At 69.4% G+C, this 16,180-nt stretch carries 16 protein-coding genes; 9 read left to right on the top strand and 7 right to left on the bottom strand.

The features are described 5' to 3' along the window. Positions 1–63: 63 nt before the first annotated feature. The gene (locus ACRWNM_RS06575) at positions 64–606 is read left to right on the top strand and encodes a GtrA family protein (RefSeq protein WP_431964493.1); all 543 of its coding nucleotides are present in this window, start codon (positions 64–66) and stop codon (positions 604–606) included. Positions 607–610: 4 nt separating this feature from the next. On the opposite strand, the gene ACRWNM_RS06570 is transcribed toward ACRWNM_RS06575, so the two are convergent. From ACRWNM_RS06570 to ACRWNM_RS06560, 3 genes are read right to left on the bottom strand one after another with little or no spacing between them, the layout of a single operon-like run. Then, positions 611–1,918 carry an ATP-binding protein gene (locus ACRWNM_RS06570; protein ID WP_431964491.1) on the bottom strand — a complete coding sequence of 436 codons (1,308 nt, stop codon included), beginning with the start codon at positions 1,916–1,918 and terminating at the stop codon, positions 611–613. Position 1,919: 1 nt separating this feature from the next. Beyond that, on the bottom strand, positions 1,920–2,597 hold the full coding sequence (locus ACRWNM_RS06565; protein ID WP_431955974.1) for a response regulator transcription factor: 678 nt from the start codon (positions 2,595–2,597) through the stop codon (positions 1,920–1,922). A gap of 37 nt (positions 2,598–2,634) precedes the next feature. Next, positions 2,635–3,174, bottom strand: coding sequence for a PH domain-containing protein (locus ACRWNM_RS06560; protein ID WP_431964489.1), 540 nt, complete (start codon positions 3,172–3,174; stop codon positions 2,635–2,637). Between the two features lie 202 nt (positions 3,175–3,376). Here ACRWNM_RS06560 and ACRWNM_RS06555 point away from each other — a divergent pair, with 202 nt between their 5' ends. Further along, positions 3,377–4,330: an acyl-ACP desaturase gene (locus tag ACRWNM_RS06555; RefSeq protein WP_431964487.1), complete on the top strand. Its 954-nt coding sequence runs from the start codon at positions 3,377–3,379 to the stop codon at positions 4,328–4,330. Positions 4,331–4,338: 8 nt separating this feature from the next. On the opposite strand, the gene ACRWNM_RS06550 is transcribed toward ACRWNM_RS06555, so the two are convergent. Both ACRWNM_RS06550 and ACRWNM_RS06545 read right to left on the bottom strand, forming a co-directional pair. After that, entirely contained in the window at positions 4,339–5,160 is an 822-nt protein-coding gene (locus ACRWNM_RS06550; protein ID WP_431964485.1) for a biotin--[acetyl-CoA-carboxylase] ligase, read from the bottom strand. Positions 5,161–5,211: 51 nt separating this feature from the next. Next, entirely contained in the window at positions 5,212–5,400 is a 189-nt protein-coding gene (locus tag ACRWNM_RS06545) for a hypothetical protein (RefSeq protein ID WP_431964483.1), read from the bottom strand. 257 nt (positions 5,401–5,657) lie between these two features. Between ACRWNM_RS06545 and ACRWNM_RS06540 the strand changes: the two genes are divergently transcribed. The 3 genes from ACRWNM_RS06540 to ACRWNM_RS06530 all read left to right on the top strand — a co-directional run bounded on the left by ACRWNM_RS06540 (position 5,658) and on the right by ACRWNM_RS06530 (position 8,390). Then, positions 5,658–7,298, top strand: a complete 1,641-nt coding sequence (locus ACRWNM_RS06540; protein WP_431964481.1) for an acyl-CoA carboxylase subunit beta — start codon at positions 5,658–5,660, stop codon at positions 7,296–7,298. A 133-nt stretch (positions 7,299–7,431) separates the two neighbouring features. Beyond that, positions 7,432–7,755, top strand: a complete 324-nt coding sequence (locus tag ACRWNM_RS06535) for an acyl-CoA carboxylase subunit epsilon (RefSeq protein ID WP_431964479.1) — start codon at positions 7,432–7,434, stop codon at positions 7,753–7,755. Continuing rightward, positions 7,752–8,390, top strand: a complete 639-nt coding sequence (locus tag ACRWNM_RS06530; RefSeq protein WP_431964477.1) for a nucleoside triphosphate pyrophosphatase — start codon at positions 7,752–7,754, stop codon at positions 8,388–8,390. Before ACRWNM_RS06535 ends, ACRWNM_RS06530 begins: the two co-directional genes overlap by 4 nt. Here ACRWNM_RS06530 and ACRWNM_RS06525 read toward each other — a convergent pair. After that, positions 8,316–9,107 (bottom strand): helix-turn-helix transcriptional regulator, encoded by a 792-nt coding sequence (locus tag ACRWNM_RS06525; RefSeq protein ID WP_431964475.1) that lies wholly within the window; start codon positions 9,105–9,107, stop codon positions 8,316–8,318. The genes ACRWNM_RS06530 and ACRWNM_RS06525 overlap by 75 nt on opposite strands. A gap of 166 nt (positions 9,108–9,273) precedes the next feature. Here ACRWNM_RS06525 and ACRWNM_RS06520 point away from each other — a divergent pair, with 166 nt between their 5' ends. The 3 genes from ACRWNM_RS06520 (at position 9,274) to ACRWNM_RS06510 (ending at position 13,413) form a co-directional block, all read left to right on the top strand. Then, positions 9,274–10,182 (top strand): sulfurtransferase, encoded by a 909-nt coding sequence (locus ACRWNM_RS06520; RefSeq protein ID WP_431964473.1) that lies wholly within the window; start codon positions 9,274–9,276, stop codon positions 10,180–10,182. A 365-nt stretch (positions 10,183–10,547) separates the two neighbouring features. Next, entirely contained in the window at positions 10,548–12,353 is a 1,806-nt protein-coding gene (locus ACRWNM_RS06515) for an acetyl/propionyl/methylcrotonyl-CoA carboxylase subunit alpha (protein WP_431964471.1), read from the top strand. 136 nt (positions 12,354–12,489) lie between these two features. Then, entirely contained in the window at positions 12,490–13,413 is a 924-nt protein-coding gene (locus tag ACRWNM_RS06510; protein WP_431964469.1) for a patatin-like phospholipase family protein, read from the top strand. 126 nt (positions 13,414–13,539) lie between these two features. Here the strand turns inward: ACRWNM_RS06510 and ACRWNM_RS06505 are convergent, their stop codons facing one another. Beyond that, on the bottom strand, positions 13,540–15,483 hold the full coding sequence (locus ACRWNM_RS06505) for a protein kinase domain-containing protein (protein ID WP_431964467.1): 1,944 nt from the start codon (positions 15,481–15,483) through the stop codon (positions 13,540–13,542). Positions 15,484–15,797: 314 nt separating this feature from the next. Between ACRWNM_RS06505 and ACRWNM_RS06500 the strand changes: the two genes are divergently transcribed. After that, complete coding sequence (locus ACRWNM_RS06500; protein ID WP_431964465.1) at positions 15,798–16,145, top strand: hypothetical protein; 348 nt, start codon at positions 15,798–15,800, stop codon at positions 16,143–16,145. Positions 16,146–16,180 lie beyond the last annotated feature (35 nt).

Genomic DNA, 16,180 nt, shown 5'->3' with positions numbered 1-16,180 from the left:
GCTCACGTCGTGCAATCTTGTCATGTCCGGCCGCCATGACCGCTACCGGTACACTCGGCTCTCGTGTCTTTCGTCGACGGCGTGGTCAGCGTCCTCCCCCAGCCCCTGCGGGAGATGGCCTACCGCCATCACGAGCTGATCAAGTTCGCCATCGTCGGCGCGACGACCTTCGTGATCGACAGCGGCATCTTCTACGCGCTCAAATGGACGGTGCTGACCGAGAAACCGGTCACCGCGAAGATCATCTCGGGCGTCATCGCCGTGATCGCCTCCTACATCCTGAACCGGGAGTGGTCGTTCAAGAACCGCGGCGGCCGGGAACGCCACCATGAAGCCCTGCTGTTCTTCGTGGTCAGCGGCGTCGGGGTGGTGTTGAGCAACATCCCGCTGTGGATCTCCAGCTACGTGTTCGACCTGCGGCAGCCGAACGTCAGCTTCACCGTCGAGAACGTCGCCGACTTCGTCAGCGCCTTCGTCATCGGCAACTTCCTGCAGATGGCCTTCCGCTTCTGGTCGATGCGCCGCTGGGTCTTCCCAGACGAGATGACCGAGCTGGAGGCCGAGCTCGAGGAGCTCATCGAAGAGGAACAGCTGGGACGCAGCTGACGTCTCAGCGCGGCTCGGGGACCGTGCCCGCCGTCCGTGCGGACACCCACGACCCGAGGAACACCGCGAACAGCGCGGGCCTGCGGCGCTGCAATTCCAGGCGACCGCCGTCCGCCTCGATCAACGCGCGCGCCAAGGCCAGGCCGACACCCGTCGACCCGCCCGCCGAGAAGCCGCGATCGAAGATGTGCGGCGCCAACTCGTCGCGCACGCCTTCCCCCTCGTCGGCCACTTCCACGCACACCAGCGGCTCGCGGGCATTGCCTGGACGGACCGTGCGCACCGACACCGTGCAGGTGCCGCCGCCGTGCATGAGCGCGTTGTCGATGAGCACCGTCACCGCCTCCCGCAGGCGCGACGCGGTGATCGGCGCGCGCAGCGACGCGTCACCGGTCAACACCAGGTTGCGGCCCGCCTCGGCGAACGGGTGCGTCCACTCGGTGACGATCCCGCACAGCTCGTCCATCACCGGGATCGGATCGCGGTCGGCGGCGTCCTCGTCGCGGGAGGCGCGGACCAGTTCGTCGATGGCGTCGGTGAGCCGGTCGACCTGCGCCATCGCCTCCTCGGCCTCGTGCACCACCTCGGGGTCGGCGTGCGCGGAGAGTTCGTCGAGCCGCAGCCGCACCGCCGTCAGACGGCTGCGCAGCTGATGGGAGACGTCGGCGACCAGCGCGTGCTCGCGTTGCAGCCTGCCCGCGATCTCGACGGTGGCCGAGTCGAGCACGTCGGAGACCCGGTCCAGTTCGGAGATGCCGTGGCGGCGCGGATCGGGGCGGAAATCGCCCATGGCCAGCCGCGCCGCGCGCGCCGCGACGTCGCGCAGCGGGTCGGCGACACGGCGCGCGGTCACCACCGCGACCGTGACGGCCGCGCCGAGCGAGGCGAGCACGGCCAGCGCCACGACCGCGACAGCCTGCCGCTGCCGCGCGTGCATCGGTCCCGCGGGCACCTCCAGGCGCAGCGATCCCGAGGTCCCCATGGACAGCGACTCCACCAGCGGGTCCGGCACCGAGTCCGCGCCGATGTCGAGACGCGAGGCGTTGTCCTGCGGGCTCGGGTAGACGATCGTGAGCTTGCCGTCCTCCGGCACCAGCGGGCGCACCACGCGCACGTCGAGGCCGCCGCGCACCAGGCCGTCGCCCTGCTCCTGGGTGATGACCTCGGTGGCGATCCGGTCCAGCCTGCTCTGCAGGTCGTTGCGGGTGATGTCCTCGACCCACAGCCAGGCCGTGTAGGTCAGCGGCACGCCGAGCACGACCGTCGTGATGGTCAGCACGGTCAGCATCGACCGCAGGATCCGGCGCCGCACGTCAGTCGGTGTTCAGCCGGAAGCCGACGCCGCGCACCGTGACGATGCGCCGCTCGGCCATCGGCCCCTCGTCACCGATCTTGCGGCGCAGCCAGGACATGTGCATGTCCAGCGTCTTGGAGCCGCGCAATTCGGCGTCGCCCCAGACCTCGCGCAGGATCGTCTCGCGCGGCACCACCTGACCGGCCCGGTCGATGAGCACCTTGAGCAGTTCGTACTCCTTGTTGGCCAGACCGACCTCGGCGCCGTTGACCAGCACCCGGCGCGCGGCGGGCTCCAGCCGAATGCCGCCGACCTCGACGGCCTCGTCACCGATTCCGCTGCGGCGCAACAACGCTCGCACGCGGGCCAGCAACTCGGCGAGCCGGAACGGCTTGCCGACGTAATCGTCGGCGCCCGCGTCCAGCCCGACCACGAAATCCACCTCGTCGGTGCGCGCGGTGAGCATCAACACGGCCAGATCGGCGCCGCGGGCGCGCACCTGCCTGCACACCTCCAGCCCGTCCATGCCGGGCAGGCCGAGGTCGAGAATCAGCAGGTCGTGGTTGCCCTCGAGCGCGCGGCGCAGCACGGCGGGGCCGAAGCTCTCCACGGTGACGTGATAACCCTCGCGCCCCAACGCGCGCGACAGCGGGGCGGCGATGGCCTCGTCGTCTTCGGCCAGGAGTACGGCGGTCATGCAAACAGATTACGGATCGTCGGCGACGACGCCGGACTCATCGATAGCCGCCCGCCTGACCGTACCCGTGCTGATTGCTCGATCGGCTCACCTCGAACACCTGGTGGTAGAGCAAGGCGTGCACCTCCTGCACGCCGGGGATGTCGTCGTATTCGAGCGGCTCCTCCGAGGACGAGCCGATGATCAGGGTGCCGGTGCCGAGCATCCTGTCGAACAGCCCGTGCCGGAACTGGACGCTGGAGATGCGGCTCATCGGAATGTCGATGCCGGTGTGGGTGAGCACGCCCTGACGGACGAGCACGCGCCGCTCGGTGACGATGAAGTGCGTCGTCTTCCAGCTGAGAATCGGTGCGACACAACGCCATAGGACGATCGCGAGCCAGATGGCGAAGACCACGACGAGCACCGCGGTCCTGGCGCTCTCCGGGGTGTTGCGGTATGCCAGACCCCCCGCGAAACCGGCCAGCGCCGTGGCCGCGATGAGCGTCACGATGGGCCAGAAGAGCATCTTCCAATGCGGATGGCGATGGAGTATCAACTGCTCGTCGGGTGCGAGCACATCCTCCGGATAACCCATGGAGGGAACCCTACCCCGGCAAGATGCCGAAATGCCTGACACCGGCCCCCGTGTGCTGCACAATCGTCAGCTTGCGGGAGACCGCGTCACTCGGCTGTTTTCGCACTGCGCTCGACCTGATTCGCCTGCTCTACCAGCTCGGCCCCGACCAGCAGACAACCGCTCGGCAAGACGTGCACCGACGACGACTGTGGAGGCGTGTGTGACCAGGGATCTGACTCAGCTCGAAATTCTGATCGAACTCGAACCGGTGGCCGAACAGAACGTGCACCGGCACCTGTCGATGGCGAAGGACTGGCACCCGCACGACTACGTACCGTGGAACGAAGGACGCAACTTCGCCGCGATGGGCGGCGTCGACTGGGATCCCGAACAGTCCACGCTGAGCGACGTGGCCAAGGCCTCGATGATCACCAACCTGCTCACCGAGGACAACCTGCCCTCCTACCACCGCCTGATCTCGGAGAACTTCAGCAGCGACGGCGCGTGGGGCACCTGGGTGGGCCGCTGGACCGCCGAGGAGAACCGGCACGGCATCGTCCTGCGCGACTACCTGGTGGTCACCCGCGGCGTGGACCCGGTCGCACTGGAACAGGCCAGGATGATCCACATGACCCAGGGCGTCCACGCGCCGGCGGATTGGGGCGGCTTCCTGGTCAACGTCGCGTACGTGACCTTTCAGGAGCTCGCGACCCGGGTCAGCCACCGCAACACCGGCAAGGTCTGCGACGACCCGGTCGCCGACCGCATGCTGCAGCGCATCGCCGCCGACGAGAACCTGCACATGATCTTCTACCGCAACATGTGCGGCGCGGCCCTCGACCTGGCTCCCGACCAGGCGATGATCGCACTGACCCAGGTGCTGACCAATTTCGTCATGCCGGGCGCCGGGATGCCGAACTTCCGCCGCAACGGCGTGCTCATGGCCAAGCACGGCATCTACGACCTGCGCCAGCACCTCGACGAGGTGGTGAACCCGGTGCTCAACAAGTGGGACGTCTTCGAACGCAACGATTTCGGGCCGCGCGGCGAGCAGGCGCGCGAGCGGCTCGCCGCGTTCGTCGAGAAGCTCGCCCGCGATGTGCTCAAGTTCGAGGAGCAGCGCGACCGCATGTTCGCCAGGGAGGCGGCGAAGGGGGACCTGCAGCGCGCCTGACGGCGATCTCAGTAGTCGGCGCGCAAATGGGTGACGTCGCCCGCGGACACCGCGTAGTCCCCGATCAGCAAGCGCCCGCCCGCGTCGATGCCGGTCGCGATACCCGTGCGGGTCTGCCCGCCGGGTAGTTCTGCGCGCACGTCCATGCCGAGCGTGGCGCAGCGCTCGCGGTAGGCGTCGGCCAGGTCGCCGGTCGCCCACGAGGCGTCGCGCCAGTCGGTGAAGCGGCGCGCGAACTCGGTCAGCAGCGACTGCGCGACCAGGGTACGGTCGGTCTGCGCGGCGCCGGCCAGCGTGAGCGAGATGGCATGCGGCACCGGCAATTCGGCTTCCGTGAGGCTCACGTTCACACCGACCCCGACCACCACCGTCGGAACGTCGCCGCTCGCGGCCACCTCGGCGAGGATGCCCGCCACCTTGCGACCGCCGATCAGGACGTCGTTGGGCCATTTCAGCATCGCGTCCACACCCGACGTCGCACGCAGCGCGTCCACCGCGGCCACGCCGGTGAGCAGCGGCAGCCAGCCCAGCGCCGCGGGCTCGATGCCGGGCAGTCGCACCAGCATCGACAGGGCGATCTGCGCCCGCGGCGGGCTCACCCAGGTGCGCGCGTGCCGACCGCGGCCCGCCTCCTGCGCTTCGGCGATCAAGACGCGGTGGTCGTCGGATGTCGCGGCCGCGGCGATGAGATCGGCGTTGGTGGAACCGGTGGACTCCACCACCTCCACGCGGGAGAAGAAGCCGGCGTAGTCGCTCTCGGCGAGACCCCGCCGCAACTGCTCGGCATCCAGAGGCGGTCGATGCGCTGTATCGGGCGGTGGCGTCTGCACGGACGTGCAGGCTACTAGCTCCCGTCCCGAGCCGGGACGGGAGCTGGTGTGTCAGCCCGCGAGGTCGTAGCCGGCCATGATCATGCCCGGCTCTCGTTCCCCGCGCGCCCCGTTGTCCGCGGCAGCCTCTTCCTCGTCGGTCTCCGGATCGAGGATGGTCGGCTCGGCCTCGCGAACTCCCCAATGCGTCCACGCCGCCGCCGTGGCGTACTCGGCGACGGTTCTACCCCACTCCCACATGTCTGGCTCCTCCCCATGAGCCGAAAAATGGACTCCCTGAGGGTATCCGGACGCCGCGCACCGGCGAAACCGATTTTCCGGCGGCGCCCGCGGACGGCGACCCGGCGCCTCGCCGGACCCGGTTTCGGGCACCCGGCGGCGCCTCGTATACGACCGTGGAATTTTCCCTCTGAGCCCTTGTCCACCTGGGCTTTTCTACTAGCGGGTAGCCCCTACTGGGTTAGAAAGACCAACTGCCACTGGTTACACTCCGAGCCATGACGAGTGTCCAGCAGCAGTCCGCATCCGGTTCGGCGGGCGAACCCGATATCCACACCACGGCCGGGAAACTGGCTGACCTGCGGAATCGGCTGGAAGAGGCCAAGCACCCGATGGGTGAGGCGGCGGTCGACAAGGTGCACGCCAAGGGCAAGATGACCGCCCGGGAACGCATCCTCGCGCTGCTGGACGAGGGCTCTTTCGTGGAACTCGACGCGCTCGCCCGCCACCGCAGCGTCAACTTCGGGCTGGAGAACAACCGCCCGCTCGGCGACGGCGTGGTGACCGGTTACGGCACCATCGACGGCCGCGACGTGTGCATCTTCAGCCAGGACGTCACCGTCTTCGGCGGCAGCCTCGGCGAGGTGTACGGCGAGAAGATCGTCAAGGTCATGGACCTGGCGCTCAAGACGGGCCGTCCGCTGATCGGCATCAACGAGGGCGCGGGCGCGCGCATCCAGGAGGGCGTCGTCTCGCTCGGCCTCTACGGCGAGATCTTCCACCGCAACATCCAGGCCTCCGGCGTGATCCCGCAGATCTCGCTGATCATGGGCCCGGCCGCGGGCGGCCACGTCTACTCCCCCGCGCTGACCGACTTCGTGGTGATGGTCGACGGCACCAGCCAGATGTTCGTCACCGGTCCGGACGTCATCAAGACGGTCACCGGCGAGGACGTCACCATGGAGGACCTGGGCGGCGCGCACACCCACATGACCAAGTCCGGTGTGGCGCACTACGTGGCCTCCGGCGAGCAGGACGCGCTGGACTACGTCAAGGATCTGCTGAGCTACCTGCCGAGCAACAACCGCGCCGAAGCCCCGCGCTTCGCGCCCACCGACCCGATCGACGGCGCCATCGAGGAGTCCCTCACCGAGGAAGACCTCGAGCTGGACACGATCATCCCCGACTCGCCGAACCAGCCGTACGACATGCACGAGGTGATCCGTCGCCTGCTCGACGACGACGAGTTCCTCGAGGTGCAGGCCGAGCGCGCGATGAACATCATCGTCGGTTTCGGGCGCGTCGACGGCCGCAGCGTCGGCATCGTGGCCAACCAGCCCACCCAGTTCGCGGGCTGCCTCGACATCGACGCCTCGGAGAAGGCCGCGCGCTTCGTGCGCACCTGCGACGCGTTCAACATCCCGATCATCACCCTTGTCGACGTTCCCGGCTTCCTGCCCGGCACCGGCCAGGAGTACAACGGCATCATCCGGCGCGGCGCGAAGCTGCTCTACGCCTATGGTGAGGCCACTGTGGGCAAAATCACGATCATCACCCGCAAGGCCTACGGCGGCGCCTACGACGTCATGGGTTCCAAGCACATGGGCGCCGACGTGAACCTCGCGTGGCCGACCGCTCAGATCGCCGTGATGGGCGCTTCCGGCGCCGTCGGATTCGTCTACCGCAAGCAGCTGCAGCAGGCCGCCAAGGACGGCAACGACGTCGATGCGCTGCGGCTCGAGCTGCAGAACGAGTACGAGGACACTCTCGTGAACCCCTACGTCGCCGCCGAGCGCGGCTACGTGGACGCGGTCATCCCGCCGTCGCACACCCGCGGTCAGATCGTGTCCGCGCTGCGACTGCTGGAGCGCAAGATGGTGACCCTTCCGCCCAAGAAGCACGGCAACATCCCGCTCTGATTCGGCGATAACCTCGGTGAGCCGCGCACACTGGTTGCAGAGACGCAATGAGTGAAACCGAGGATGATTATCGCGTCATCCCGTTTCGGGTGAGGGACTACGCCCGATCGAGCTAGAGGAAGGATCTGGCACTGTGACGACCGTGGCAGAGGAAGACGTGTTGACCGCCGCCGAGTTGGATCTCGCAGTCGACCCGATCGCGGAAGAGGTCGAGGCGGTCACCGTTGGCACGGCCGCCGCCGATGCGGGCGAGCAGCCGTTCATTCGAATCGTCAAGGGCGCTCCGAGCGACGAGGAGATCGCCGCGCTGGTGTGCGTGTTCTCCGCCGCCGCGAACGCCTCGGGCGCCGCGGCCTCGACCGGCCCCGCCGACGGGTGGGGACGCCCGACCATGTTGCACCGCGGCTCGTCGCCGTTCTCGCCGTACGCCTTCCCGCAGCTGTCGCACCTTCGGTGACGACGACGCTGGTTCTCGCGTCCGCGTCACCGGCCCGCCGAGAGGTGTTGCGCTCGGCGGGCATCGACCCGGTGGTCCGGGTCTCCGACGTGGACGAGGACGCGGTCGCAGCGGCGCTGCCCGCCGACACCACCCCGCAGACCGTCGTCGTCGAGCTGGCCAAGGCCAAGGCGGCCGCCGTCGCCGCCACCATCCCCGAATACGCCGCCGATTGCGTTGTCGTGGGCTGCGATTCGATGCTGCTGGTGGACGGCGTCCTGCAGGGCAAGCCGCACACCCCCGAGGTGGCGCGGGCCCGCTGGGCCGACATGGCCGGGCGCAGCGCCGATCTGATCACCGGGCACTGTGTGCTGCGGATGCGTGACGGTGAGATCGTCACCGAGGCGGTGGACTGCAGTGCCACCACGGTGCACTTCGCGAAGCCGGAACCCGGCGAGCTGGACGCCTACATCGCCACGGGCGAGCCGCTGCAGGTGGCGGGCGCGTTCACGTTGGACGGGCTCGGCGGCTGGTTCGTCGACCGGATCGACGGCGATCCGTCGAGCGTCATCGGTATCGGTCTACCACTGCTGCGCCGACTGCTTGGCGACGTTGGGGTCGGCATTGCGCAGTTGTGGCGCCACACGGCCCAGTAGCGGCGGCGTGAGGGGCGGTTCCGCACCGCCCGGCTCGGCCCCGGCGGGCACCGACGCCGTCTCGCGATTCTCCTGATTCCGGCGGGCCAGGTGTTCGAGCCGGGTCAGGCAAAGCTCCGGTTCCACGAACGGGTGCAGCCGGACGTTCACCTCGCCGCGCACGCCGTTGCGGTCCAGCACTTCTCTGATCAACCCGAGATGCACGCCGCACACCACCTCGGAGTGCGTGCGGGCCAGCTCGCGGAGCGGGCAGGCGGTCATCCGGATCAGGATCTCGTCGTCGTTCTCGGCGGCCGGATCGCGTTCCGGCGCGAACCCGAGTTCCGAGAGCAAGGTCAGCGTGACGTCTCTGGCGTCCTCCAGTGACTCCACGGGGTGATCACCGGCGTCGAGCTTGCCGCCCCAGGCGCGCCCGGCCGCGACGGCTGCCTCCGAGCGGCGGCGCGGGTCGAGACCGAGCTGGTCGGCGAGCACCTGCGCCAGTTCCTGATACCCGACCGAGCGCTGGACCGCGCTGTAGCCGATGCGCGGGCGGCCGCGGCCGCGCGGAGGTTGCTGGAATTGCCGAACGAGGGATTCCTTGGTGAGCACATCCAGGTGAAATCGCACCGTCGTGACGTGCTGTCCGGTGATTCTGGCCAGTTCTTGGGCATCGAGAGGCTCGCTTGCGCCACGTAGGATCGCGAGCAGTCGCCGCCGCGGCCAGGAATCCGACATAGCTCACCCCTCCTCCCGGGAGACTTTATCGGATGAGGGTGCGATTTATTCGCCCAATCAGCCGATTCGTGATCTGAAACGAGTTTCACTATCGCCTCACATTTAACATCGCAGTGAGACCCGAACCGCTGTAACCACCGTCTACCTCGTGTGAAGGACCCATATCGTGCCCGTTGCCCCGGACGCCCATCCCTCATTCGGAACGTACGCACATCCTCACCGACTAGTAACCACAGAGTGGCTGTCGGCAAACATAGGCGCGCCGGGACTCAGGATCGTGGAGTCCAATGAGGACATCTTGCTCTACGACATCGGACACGTCCCCGGGGCCGTCAAGATCGATTGGCGCGGCGATCTCAACGATCCGGTCACGCGTGACTATATCGACGGGGCGCGTTTCACCGAACTGATGCGGGCCAAGGGCATCGCCCTCGACGACACGGTGGTCATCTACGGAGATCGGGGAAACGCACAGGCCGCGCACACGTTGTGGCTGTTCACGCTCTTCGGGCACGAGGACGTGCGGCTGCTCGACGGCGGACGCGAGGCGTGGATCTCGGAGGCACGGGACACCACCTTCGACACCCCCAACCTCCCGCCGAGCGACTACCCCGCGGTGCACCGCGACGACGCGACCGAGCGCGCCTTCCGCGACGACGTGCTCGCCCACCTCGGCAAGCCGCTGCTCGACGTGCGCTCCCCCGAGGAGTACTCCGGCGAGCTCACCCCCAAGCCGGACAGTCCCGAGGACGCGGCGCTGCGCGGCGGCCACATCCCCACGGCGCTGAACATCCCGTGGGACCGTTCGCTCGGCTCGGACGGACGTTTCCGCTCGCGCGCCGAACTGGATACGATCTACGCGCCGGTCGGCGGCGCCGACGACCTGGTCGTCTACAGCCGCGTCGGCGAGCGCTCCAGCCACACCTGGTTCGTGCTGACCTACCTGCTCGGCTACGGTACGGTCCGCAACTACGACGGCTCGTGGACCGAGTGGGGCAATTCGGTTCGGATGCCCATCGCCAAGGGGACTGAACCGGGCGAGGTTCCGACCGCCCCTCGGCGAGGCCGCAAGTAGGCGTACCTCCGCCTTCGCTCCGGCCGTGCGCGGGGCTGTGGACGGACTGCGTCCGGCGGCGTCTGATCGGCGTACCTCCGGCCTTCGGTCCGGCCGTGCGCGGAACTGTGGACGGACTGCGCCCGGTAACGCTCGCCGACCCGAATCGGGGCTGGATCACACCGGATGCGATTGTGTGATGCGCGACCTACTGTTCAGTAGGGCTATCCGAGTTCGGCGTCTGTTGGCAGACTGCCTACACTCGCCCCAGACGAAAACTGTCGTCACGGGCACGGGGCCTGCGCGGTGTTCCGACCCCTACCGGGAACGGGCCATCTGCGGCCCCATCCCGCGAAGCGACCAGAAGATTGCAACCAGGAGGCTCAGTGCCCAGCCATGCCAGCGCGCGGATCACGAAGGTACTCGTAGCTAATCGAGGCGAGATCGCCGTGCGTGTGATCCGGGCGGCCAAGGACGCCGGCATCGCCAGTGTCGCGGTGTACGCCGAGCCCGACGCCGATGCGCCCTTCGTGAAGCTCGCCGACGAGGCGTTCGCGCTGGGCGGTCAGACCTCGGCCGAGTCGTACCTCGTGTTCGACAAGATCCTCGACGCCGCCGCCAAGGCGGGCGCGGACGCGATCCACCCCGGCTACGGCTTCCTCTCGGAGAACGCCGACTTCGCCCAGGCCGTGATCGACGCCGGTTTGATCTGGATCGGCCCGTCGCCGCAGTCCATCCGCGATCTGGGTGACAAGGTGACCGCCCGGCACATCGCCGAGCGCGCGAACGCCCCGATGGCCGCGGGCACCAAGGACCCGGTGAAGAACGCCGACGAGGTCGTCGAGTTCGCCAAGCAGTACGGCGTGCCGGTCGCGATCAAGGCCGCGTTCGGCGGCGGCGGTCGCGGCATGAAGGTCGCGCACACCATCGAGGAGATCCCCGAGCTGTTCGAGTCGGCCACCCGCGAGGCGACCGCGGCGTTCGGCCGCGGTGAGTGCTTCGTCGAGCAGTACCTGGACAAGGCCCGCCACGTCGAGGCGCAGGTGATCGCCGACAAGCACGGCAACGTCGTGGTCGCGGGCACCCGCGACTGCTCGCTGCAGCGCCGGTTCCAGAAGCTGGTCGAGGAAGCGCCCGCGCCCTTCCTGTCGGACGAGGTGCGCGCCAAGATCCACGAGTCCGCCAAGCGGATCTGCCGCGAGGCCCACTACTACGGCGCGGGCACCGTGGAGTACCTGGTGCAGGGCGAGACGGTGTCGTTCCTCGAGGTGAACACCCGCCTGCAGGTCGAGCACCCGGTCACCGAGGAGACCGCGGGCATCGACCTGGTGCGTCAGCAGTTCCGCATCGCCAACGGCGAAGAGCTGGAGCTCGAGGAAGACCCGGCCCCGCGCGGCCACTCCTTCGAGTTCCGCATCAACGGCGAGGACGCGGGCCGCGGCTTCCTGCCCGCCCCCGGCCCGGTCGAGGTCTACCGCGAGCCGTCGGGCCCCGGCGTGCGCGTCGACTCCGGCGTGGTAGCGGGCAGCGTGATCGGCGGACAGTTCGACTCGATGCTGGCCAAGCTGATCGTCACCGGCGAGAACCGCACCCAGGCGCTGGAGCGCGCGCGCCGCGCCCTGGCCGAGTTCCAGGTCGAGGGCCTGGCCACGGTCATCCCGTTCCACCGCGCCATCGTCGAGGACCCCGCGTTCATCGGTGACGGCGAGAAGTTCGACGTCTACACCAAGTGGATCGAAACCGAGTGGACCAACAACATCGAGCCCTACACCGGTAGCGGCGCCCCGGCCGACGAGGACGAGGAGCTGCCCCGGCAGAAGGTCGTCGTCGAGGTCGGCGGTCGCCGTGTCGAGGTCTCGCTGCCCGGCAACTTCACCGTGGGTGCCGGCGCCGCAGGTGCGGCGAGCAACGGCGCCGGTGTGATCCGCAAGAAGCCGAAGCCGCGCAAGCGTGGCGGTGCGGGCGGCGGCGCTGCCTCCGGTGACGCGGTCACCGCGCCGATGCAGGGCACCGTGGTCAAGGTGGCCGTCGAAGAGGGCCAGTCCGTGGAAGCGGGCGACCTGATCGTGGTGCTCGAGGCCATGAAGATGGAGAACCCCGTCAACGCGCACAAGGCGGGCGTCGTCACCGGTCTCGCCGTCGAGGCGGGCGCCGCGATCACCCAGGGCACGGTGCTGGCCGAGATCAAGTAAGGCGTACCGCGCCTCCGCTGTTCGCAGCGCTGAGGACGGATTGCGTCCGGCCGTGCCCACCGGGCCCGGCCGACACCGCACGAGAGCGGGCGATGGACAACGGAGTCCACGCCCGCTCTTGTCGTATCGTGGACCGGTGATCAGCTCTACCGTGGCCGAGATCATCCGAGGCCGCAGCACCACCGGATCCCGCGCGGACGGCCATCGGCTCGCGCTCGTCATCGAGGGCGGCGGCAGTCGCGGGGTCTATTCCAGCGGCATGGTGCAGGCGCTCGAGGAGCTCGGCCTCTCCGGGGTGTTCGACGCGGTCTACGGCACCTCGGCGGGCGCGATCAACGGCGCCTGGCTGCTGTGCGGGCGGGCCGTGCCGGGAATGCGCTCCTGGTCCGATCCCGAGATCATGCGGCGGGTGATCGATCCGAGCCGGCTGTTGCGCGGTGGCGCCGCCTTCGACGTGCGGTACCTGGTGCACCGGGTCTACGACGGCCTGGAACCCATGGATTTTCCCGCGATCCTGAACAACCCCACCACCTTCCATCCGATCGGCACCGACATCCGGACCGGCAACGCCATCGACCTCCGCCCGCACATCTACGACAAGCCGACCCTGATGCGGGCGCTGCGGGCCAGCGCGAATCTGCCGATCCTGGCCGGTCCGCCCGTCGTCTTGGACGGCGTGCCCTATCTCGACGGCGGCATCGCCGAGCCGATCCCCATCCACACCGCGGTCCGCGGCGGCGCGACCCATTGCCTGGTGCTGCGCACTCGCCGTGCCGACGAGGCCCGTCCGCCCGCCTCCCGCGTTCACCAGCTGGTCGGCGGCAACTATCTTCGCCTGCGGGCCCCCGGCGCCTACCGCGCCTGGCTGCGCCGCCCAGAGCAGGAACAGGCGGAGGTCGCCCTCTTGGCTTCCCTCGGCGAGACGGTCCTGCAAATCCACCCGCCCGCCGGGGCGCCCACCGTCGAAGGCACCGCCCGCGACACCGACCTGCTCACCAAGGCTCTGGAACTCGGCCGCCAAGCGGTCTACACCGCCTTCGCCCGCGTCGACGCCGCCTGAACGCGCCCGTGGTCGGGTCACGATGCGGACAACGCGGCCGATCCGCGAGCAACGGGCCGTTATCCGGCAGACGAGCGGAAATCGCGCCTCGATCCACGCTTCGAGTGCCGACAGCGGCTCGGCTCCTCAGTCGAGCGCGACGGTGACGCCGTTCGACAGCACGAAGTCGTGCAGTTCGAGGTGGTCAGGCGTGCTGCCTGGTGGCACGTCGAACACCAGCACGGTGGTGGCCGAGGCGCCGGGGCGCAGCTCGAAGGAGTAGCCGAGGCGCGACTGCATGGCTTGCCAGGCGGTGGCCGTGGTGTCGTGATCGAGCGCGTTGCCTTGGGCGTCCACGAGCTTCTGGCCGAAGGGCAGGAACCACTTCACCTCGTCGGAGATGTTCCGGACGGCGAGCGTGACGACCAGGTACGCGCCGCGCGCCGACTGTAGACCGACGCGCGAGACTCCCGACTTCACGTCGGTCACCGCGAATTCGAACTTGCCGTCCCGCACCGCGCTGTACGCCGGGGCGGGCGCGCCCGGATTCGGCGCGGGCTCAGGATGATCCTCGACCATCGCGGTCGGCGGAGGCGCGGTCGCCGACTCGTCCCCGCCGACCGCGGCGATCAACGCCAGGCACCCCGCGGCGAAGACGAAGGGCGCCAAGAAGATCACGACCAACGCCCCGATCACCTTGCGCAGCACCCCGCCTCGCTTGCGCCGGGGCGGCGGTTGCTGAGGACGGGGCGGCGCGACGTACGCGGGCCCGCGCGACGGCCACACCGGCCCGGGCGACGGCGAACGACGAATCGCGGGAACCGGTTTGCGCCGCAGGTACCACCGCTTGCCATAGGGATGCGCGACGGGCAGCACCGGCCGGGCCGCGGCCGACGGCGGCATCGCGGGCGCGTAGCCGATCGGCACGAGGCCCGGCGCGACGCCTGACGGTGCCGGGCCCTGTGGCACGACACCGGGCGGCGCGGAGCGCGGGGGCACGACACCCGCCGAATAGCCCTGCGGCGCGACTCTGGTCTGCACCAGCGTCGGAGTGGGTCCCGGCGCGGGCATCACCTTCGTCGGAGGAAGAACCCCCGAGGCCTTCGAGCCGGCCAGTTGCGCAGGCGCTTCCGTCGATGTCGGCGCACCGGTCCCGGCGGCGATCGGAGTCCGAGCATCATCGGCGGGCAGATCGGGCCCGACCGTCTCGACCCGCGTCGGCGGGAGCCCCGGCTGCTGGAGCACACGGGGCGGGTGCGGAGAACCGGGTGCGCCGGGCATCGGCGCGACGATCTCGCAGGCCGCCCGCACGAACTCTCCCGCGCTGGCGTACCGATCCCCCGGCTCTTTCGCCATCCCCCGCGCGATGACCGCGTCGAGGCCGGCCGGAACGTCCGGGTTCGCCGACGACGCGCTCGGCGGATCGGTCATCAGGTGCCCGTGCATCTGCCGGGCCGGGTCGGTGTCGCCGTAGGGGCGACGACCGGTGAGGGTCTCGTACAGGACGCAGGCGAGGGAGTAGACGTCCGCGCGCGCGTCGGCGTGACCGCTGAAGCGCTCCGGCGCCATGTAGGCCCAGGTGCCGATCGCCAGACCCGTTGTCGTGACCGAGGTCTGACCGGTGCCGCGGGCGATGCCGAAGTCGATCAGATAGGTGAACCCGCCGGGCGCCACCAGGATGTTGGACGGCTTGACGTCGCGATGGACCAGCCCGGCGCGGTGCGCCGCGTCCAGGGCGGCGGCGACCTGCCCGAGGATGTCGAGCGCCGCGCCCGCCGTGAGCGGTCCGCCCTCGGAGAGCCGCGCGGCCAAGTCGGTGCCTTCGACGAAGGCCATCTCGATGAACAGCCGCCCGTCCACGGCGCCGTGCCGGTGGATGGGCACGATGTGCGGATCGCGCAGCGCGGCGGCGACCTGGGCCTCGCGTTCGAAACGCTTCCGGTAGACCTCGTCCGCCGCGAGCTCGGCGGGCAGCAGCTTCAGCGCGACGTGTCTGTGGTCGGTGGTGTCGTAGGCCAGCCAGACCTGTCCCATGCCGCCCTTGCCGAGCAGCCGTTCCAGCCGATAACGACCGAACCGCGCCGCTGTCATCGCGAACCTCCCAGTCACCATCGACATCCGCCGCGCCGACGCGGACTCCCGAATGCCGGGGTACATCACCGAAAGTCCAGCTCACGACTTTCGTCGCGGGCCCAGCCTTACAGGGAGCGTACCCCGCGCGAACCACCACGAATGGTGTGAGCTGCCCGACTTCCGCGCGCCCGCCGCCCGCCCCGCGGTGGCCGCGGCCGGTCACGCTAGCCTTTTCCCGTGGACGAGCTGCCCGGCCTCCGGATCGGCGCTCCCGTGCGGGAGCGCGCGATGGGCCGCGCCCTGCCGTTCGGCGACCGACAGGGAGAGCACTGATGGAACCCATCGAGATCAACGCGGGCAGCTGGTACCTGCGCGCACTGCGCGCCGACGAACGGATCGACGACCGCCCCGCGCTCGCCGCCGGCGGCATCACCGATCCCGAGTACGTCACCCGGCGAACCACCCAGTGGGACAAGGAAACCCACTACTCCTGGGCGGTCTGCGAACCCACCACGGCGGAAATGGTCGCCGAGATCGTCGTCACCCCCGCCCCGGACGGCACCGCCGAGCTCACCGGTTGGTCGCGCGCGGGTTTCGAACCCGCGCTCGACGCTGGGCGCACGGCGGTCGGCCGATTCGTCGAGGGCGGCCTCGGCCTGCGCCTGACCGAGACCAGCTGATCGGTCGCCGTCGATCGGACCCGTCGTGGCCGGGT

Origin of the sequence: Nocardia sp. bgisy134 (assembly GCF_965341865.1) — a bacterium.
In the GTDB taxonomy this organism is placed as follows: domain Bacteria; phylum Actinomycetota; class Actinomycetes; order Mycobacteriales; family Mycobacteriaceae; genus Nocardia.
This window is presented reverse-complemented; position numbering and strand designations above follow the sequence as displayed.

Excerpts from the sequence above, each read along its gene's own strand:
- ACRWNM_RS06525 (WP_431964475.1), bottom strand. The coding sequence starts at position 9,107 with ATGTCGGATTCCTGGCCGCGGCGGCGACTGCTCGCGATCCTACGTGGC.
- ACRWNM_RS06540 (WP_431964481.1), top strand. The coding sequence starts at position 5,658 with ATGACGAGTGTCCAGCAGCAGTCCGCATCCGGTTCGGCGGGCGAACCC.
- ACRWNM_RS06545 (WP_431964483.1), bottom strand. The coding sequence starts at position 5,400 with ATGTGGGAGTGGGGTAGAACCGTCGCCGAGTACGCCACGGCGGCGGCG.
- ACRWNM_RS06500 (WP_431964465.1), top strand. The coding sequence starts at position 15,798 with ATGGAACCCATCGAGATCAACGCGGGCAGCTGGTACCTGCGCGCACTG.
- ACRWNM_RS06560 (WP_431964489.1), bottom strand. The coding sequence starts at position 3,174 with ATGGGTTATCCGGAGGATGTGCTCGCACCCGACGAGCAGTTGATACTC.
- ACRWNM_RS06565 (WP_431955974.1), bottom strand. The coding sequence starts at position 2,597 with ATGACCGCCGTACTCCTGGCCGAAGACGACGAGGCCATCGCCGCCCCG.
- ACRWNM_RS06505 (WP_431964467.1), bottom strand. The coding sequence starts at position 15,483 with ATGACAGCGGCGCGGTTCGGTCGTTATCGGCTGGAACGGCTGCTCGGC.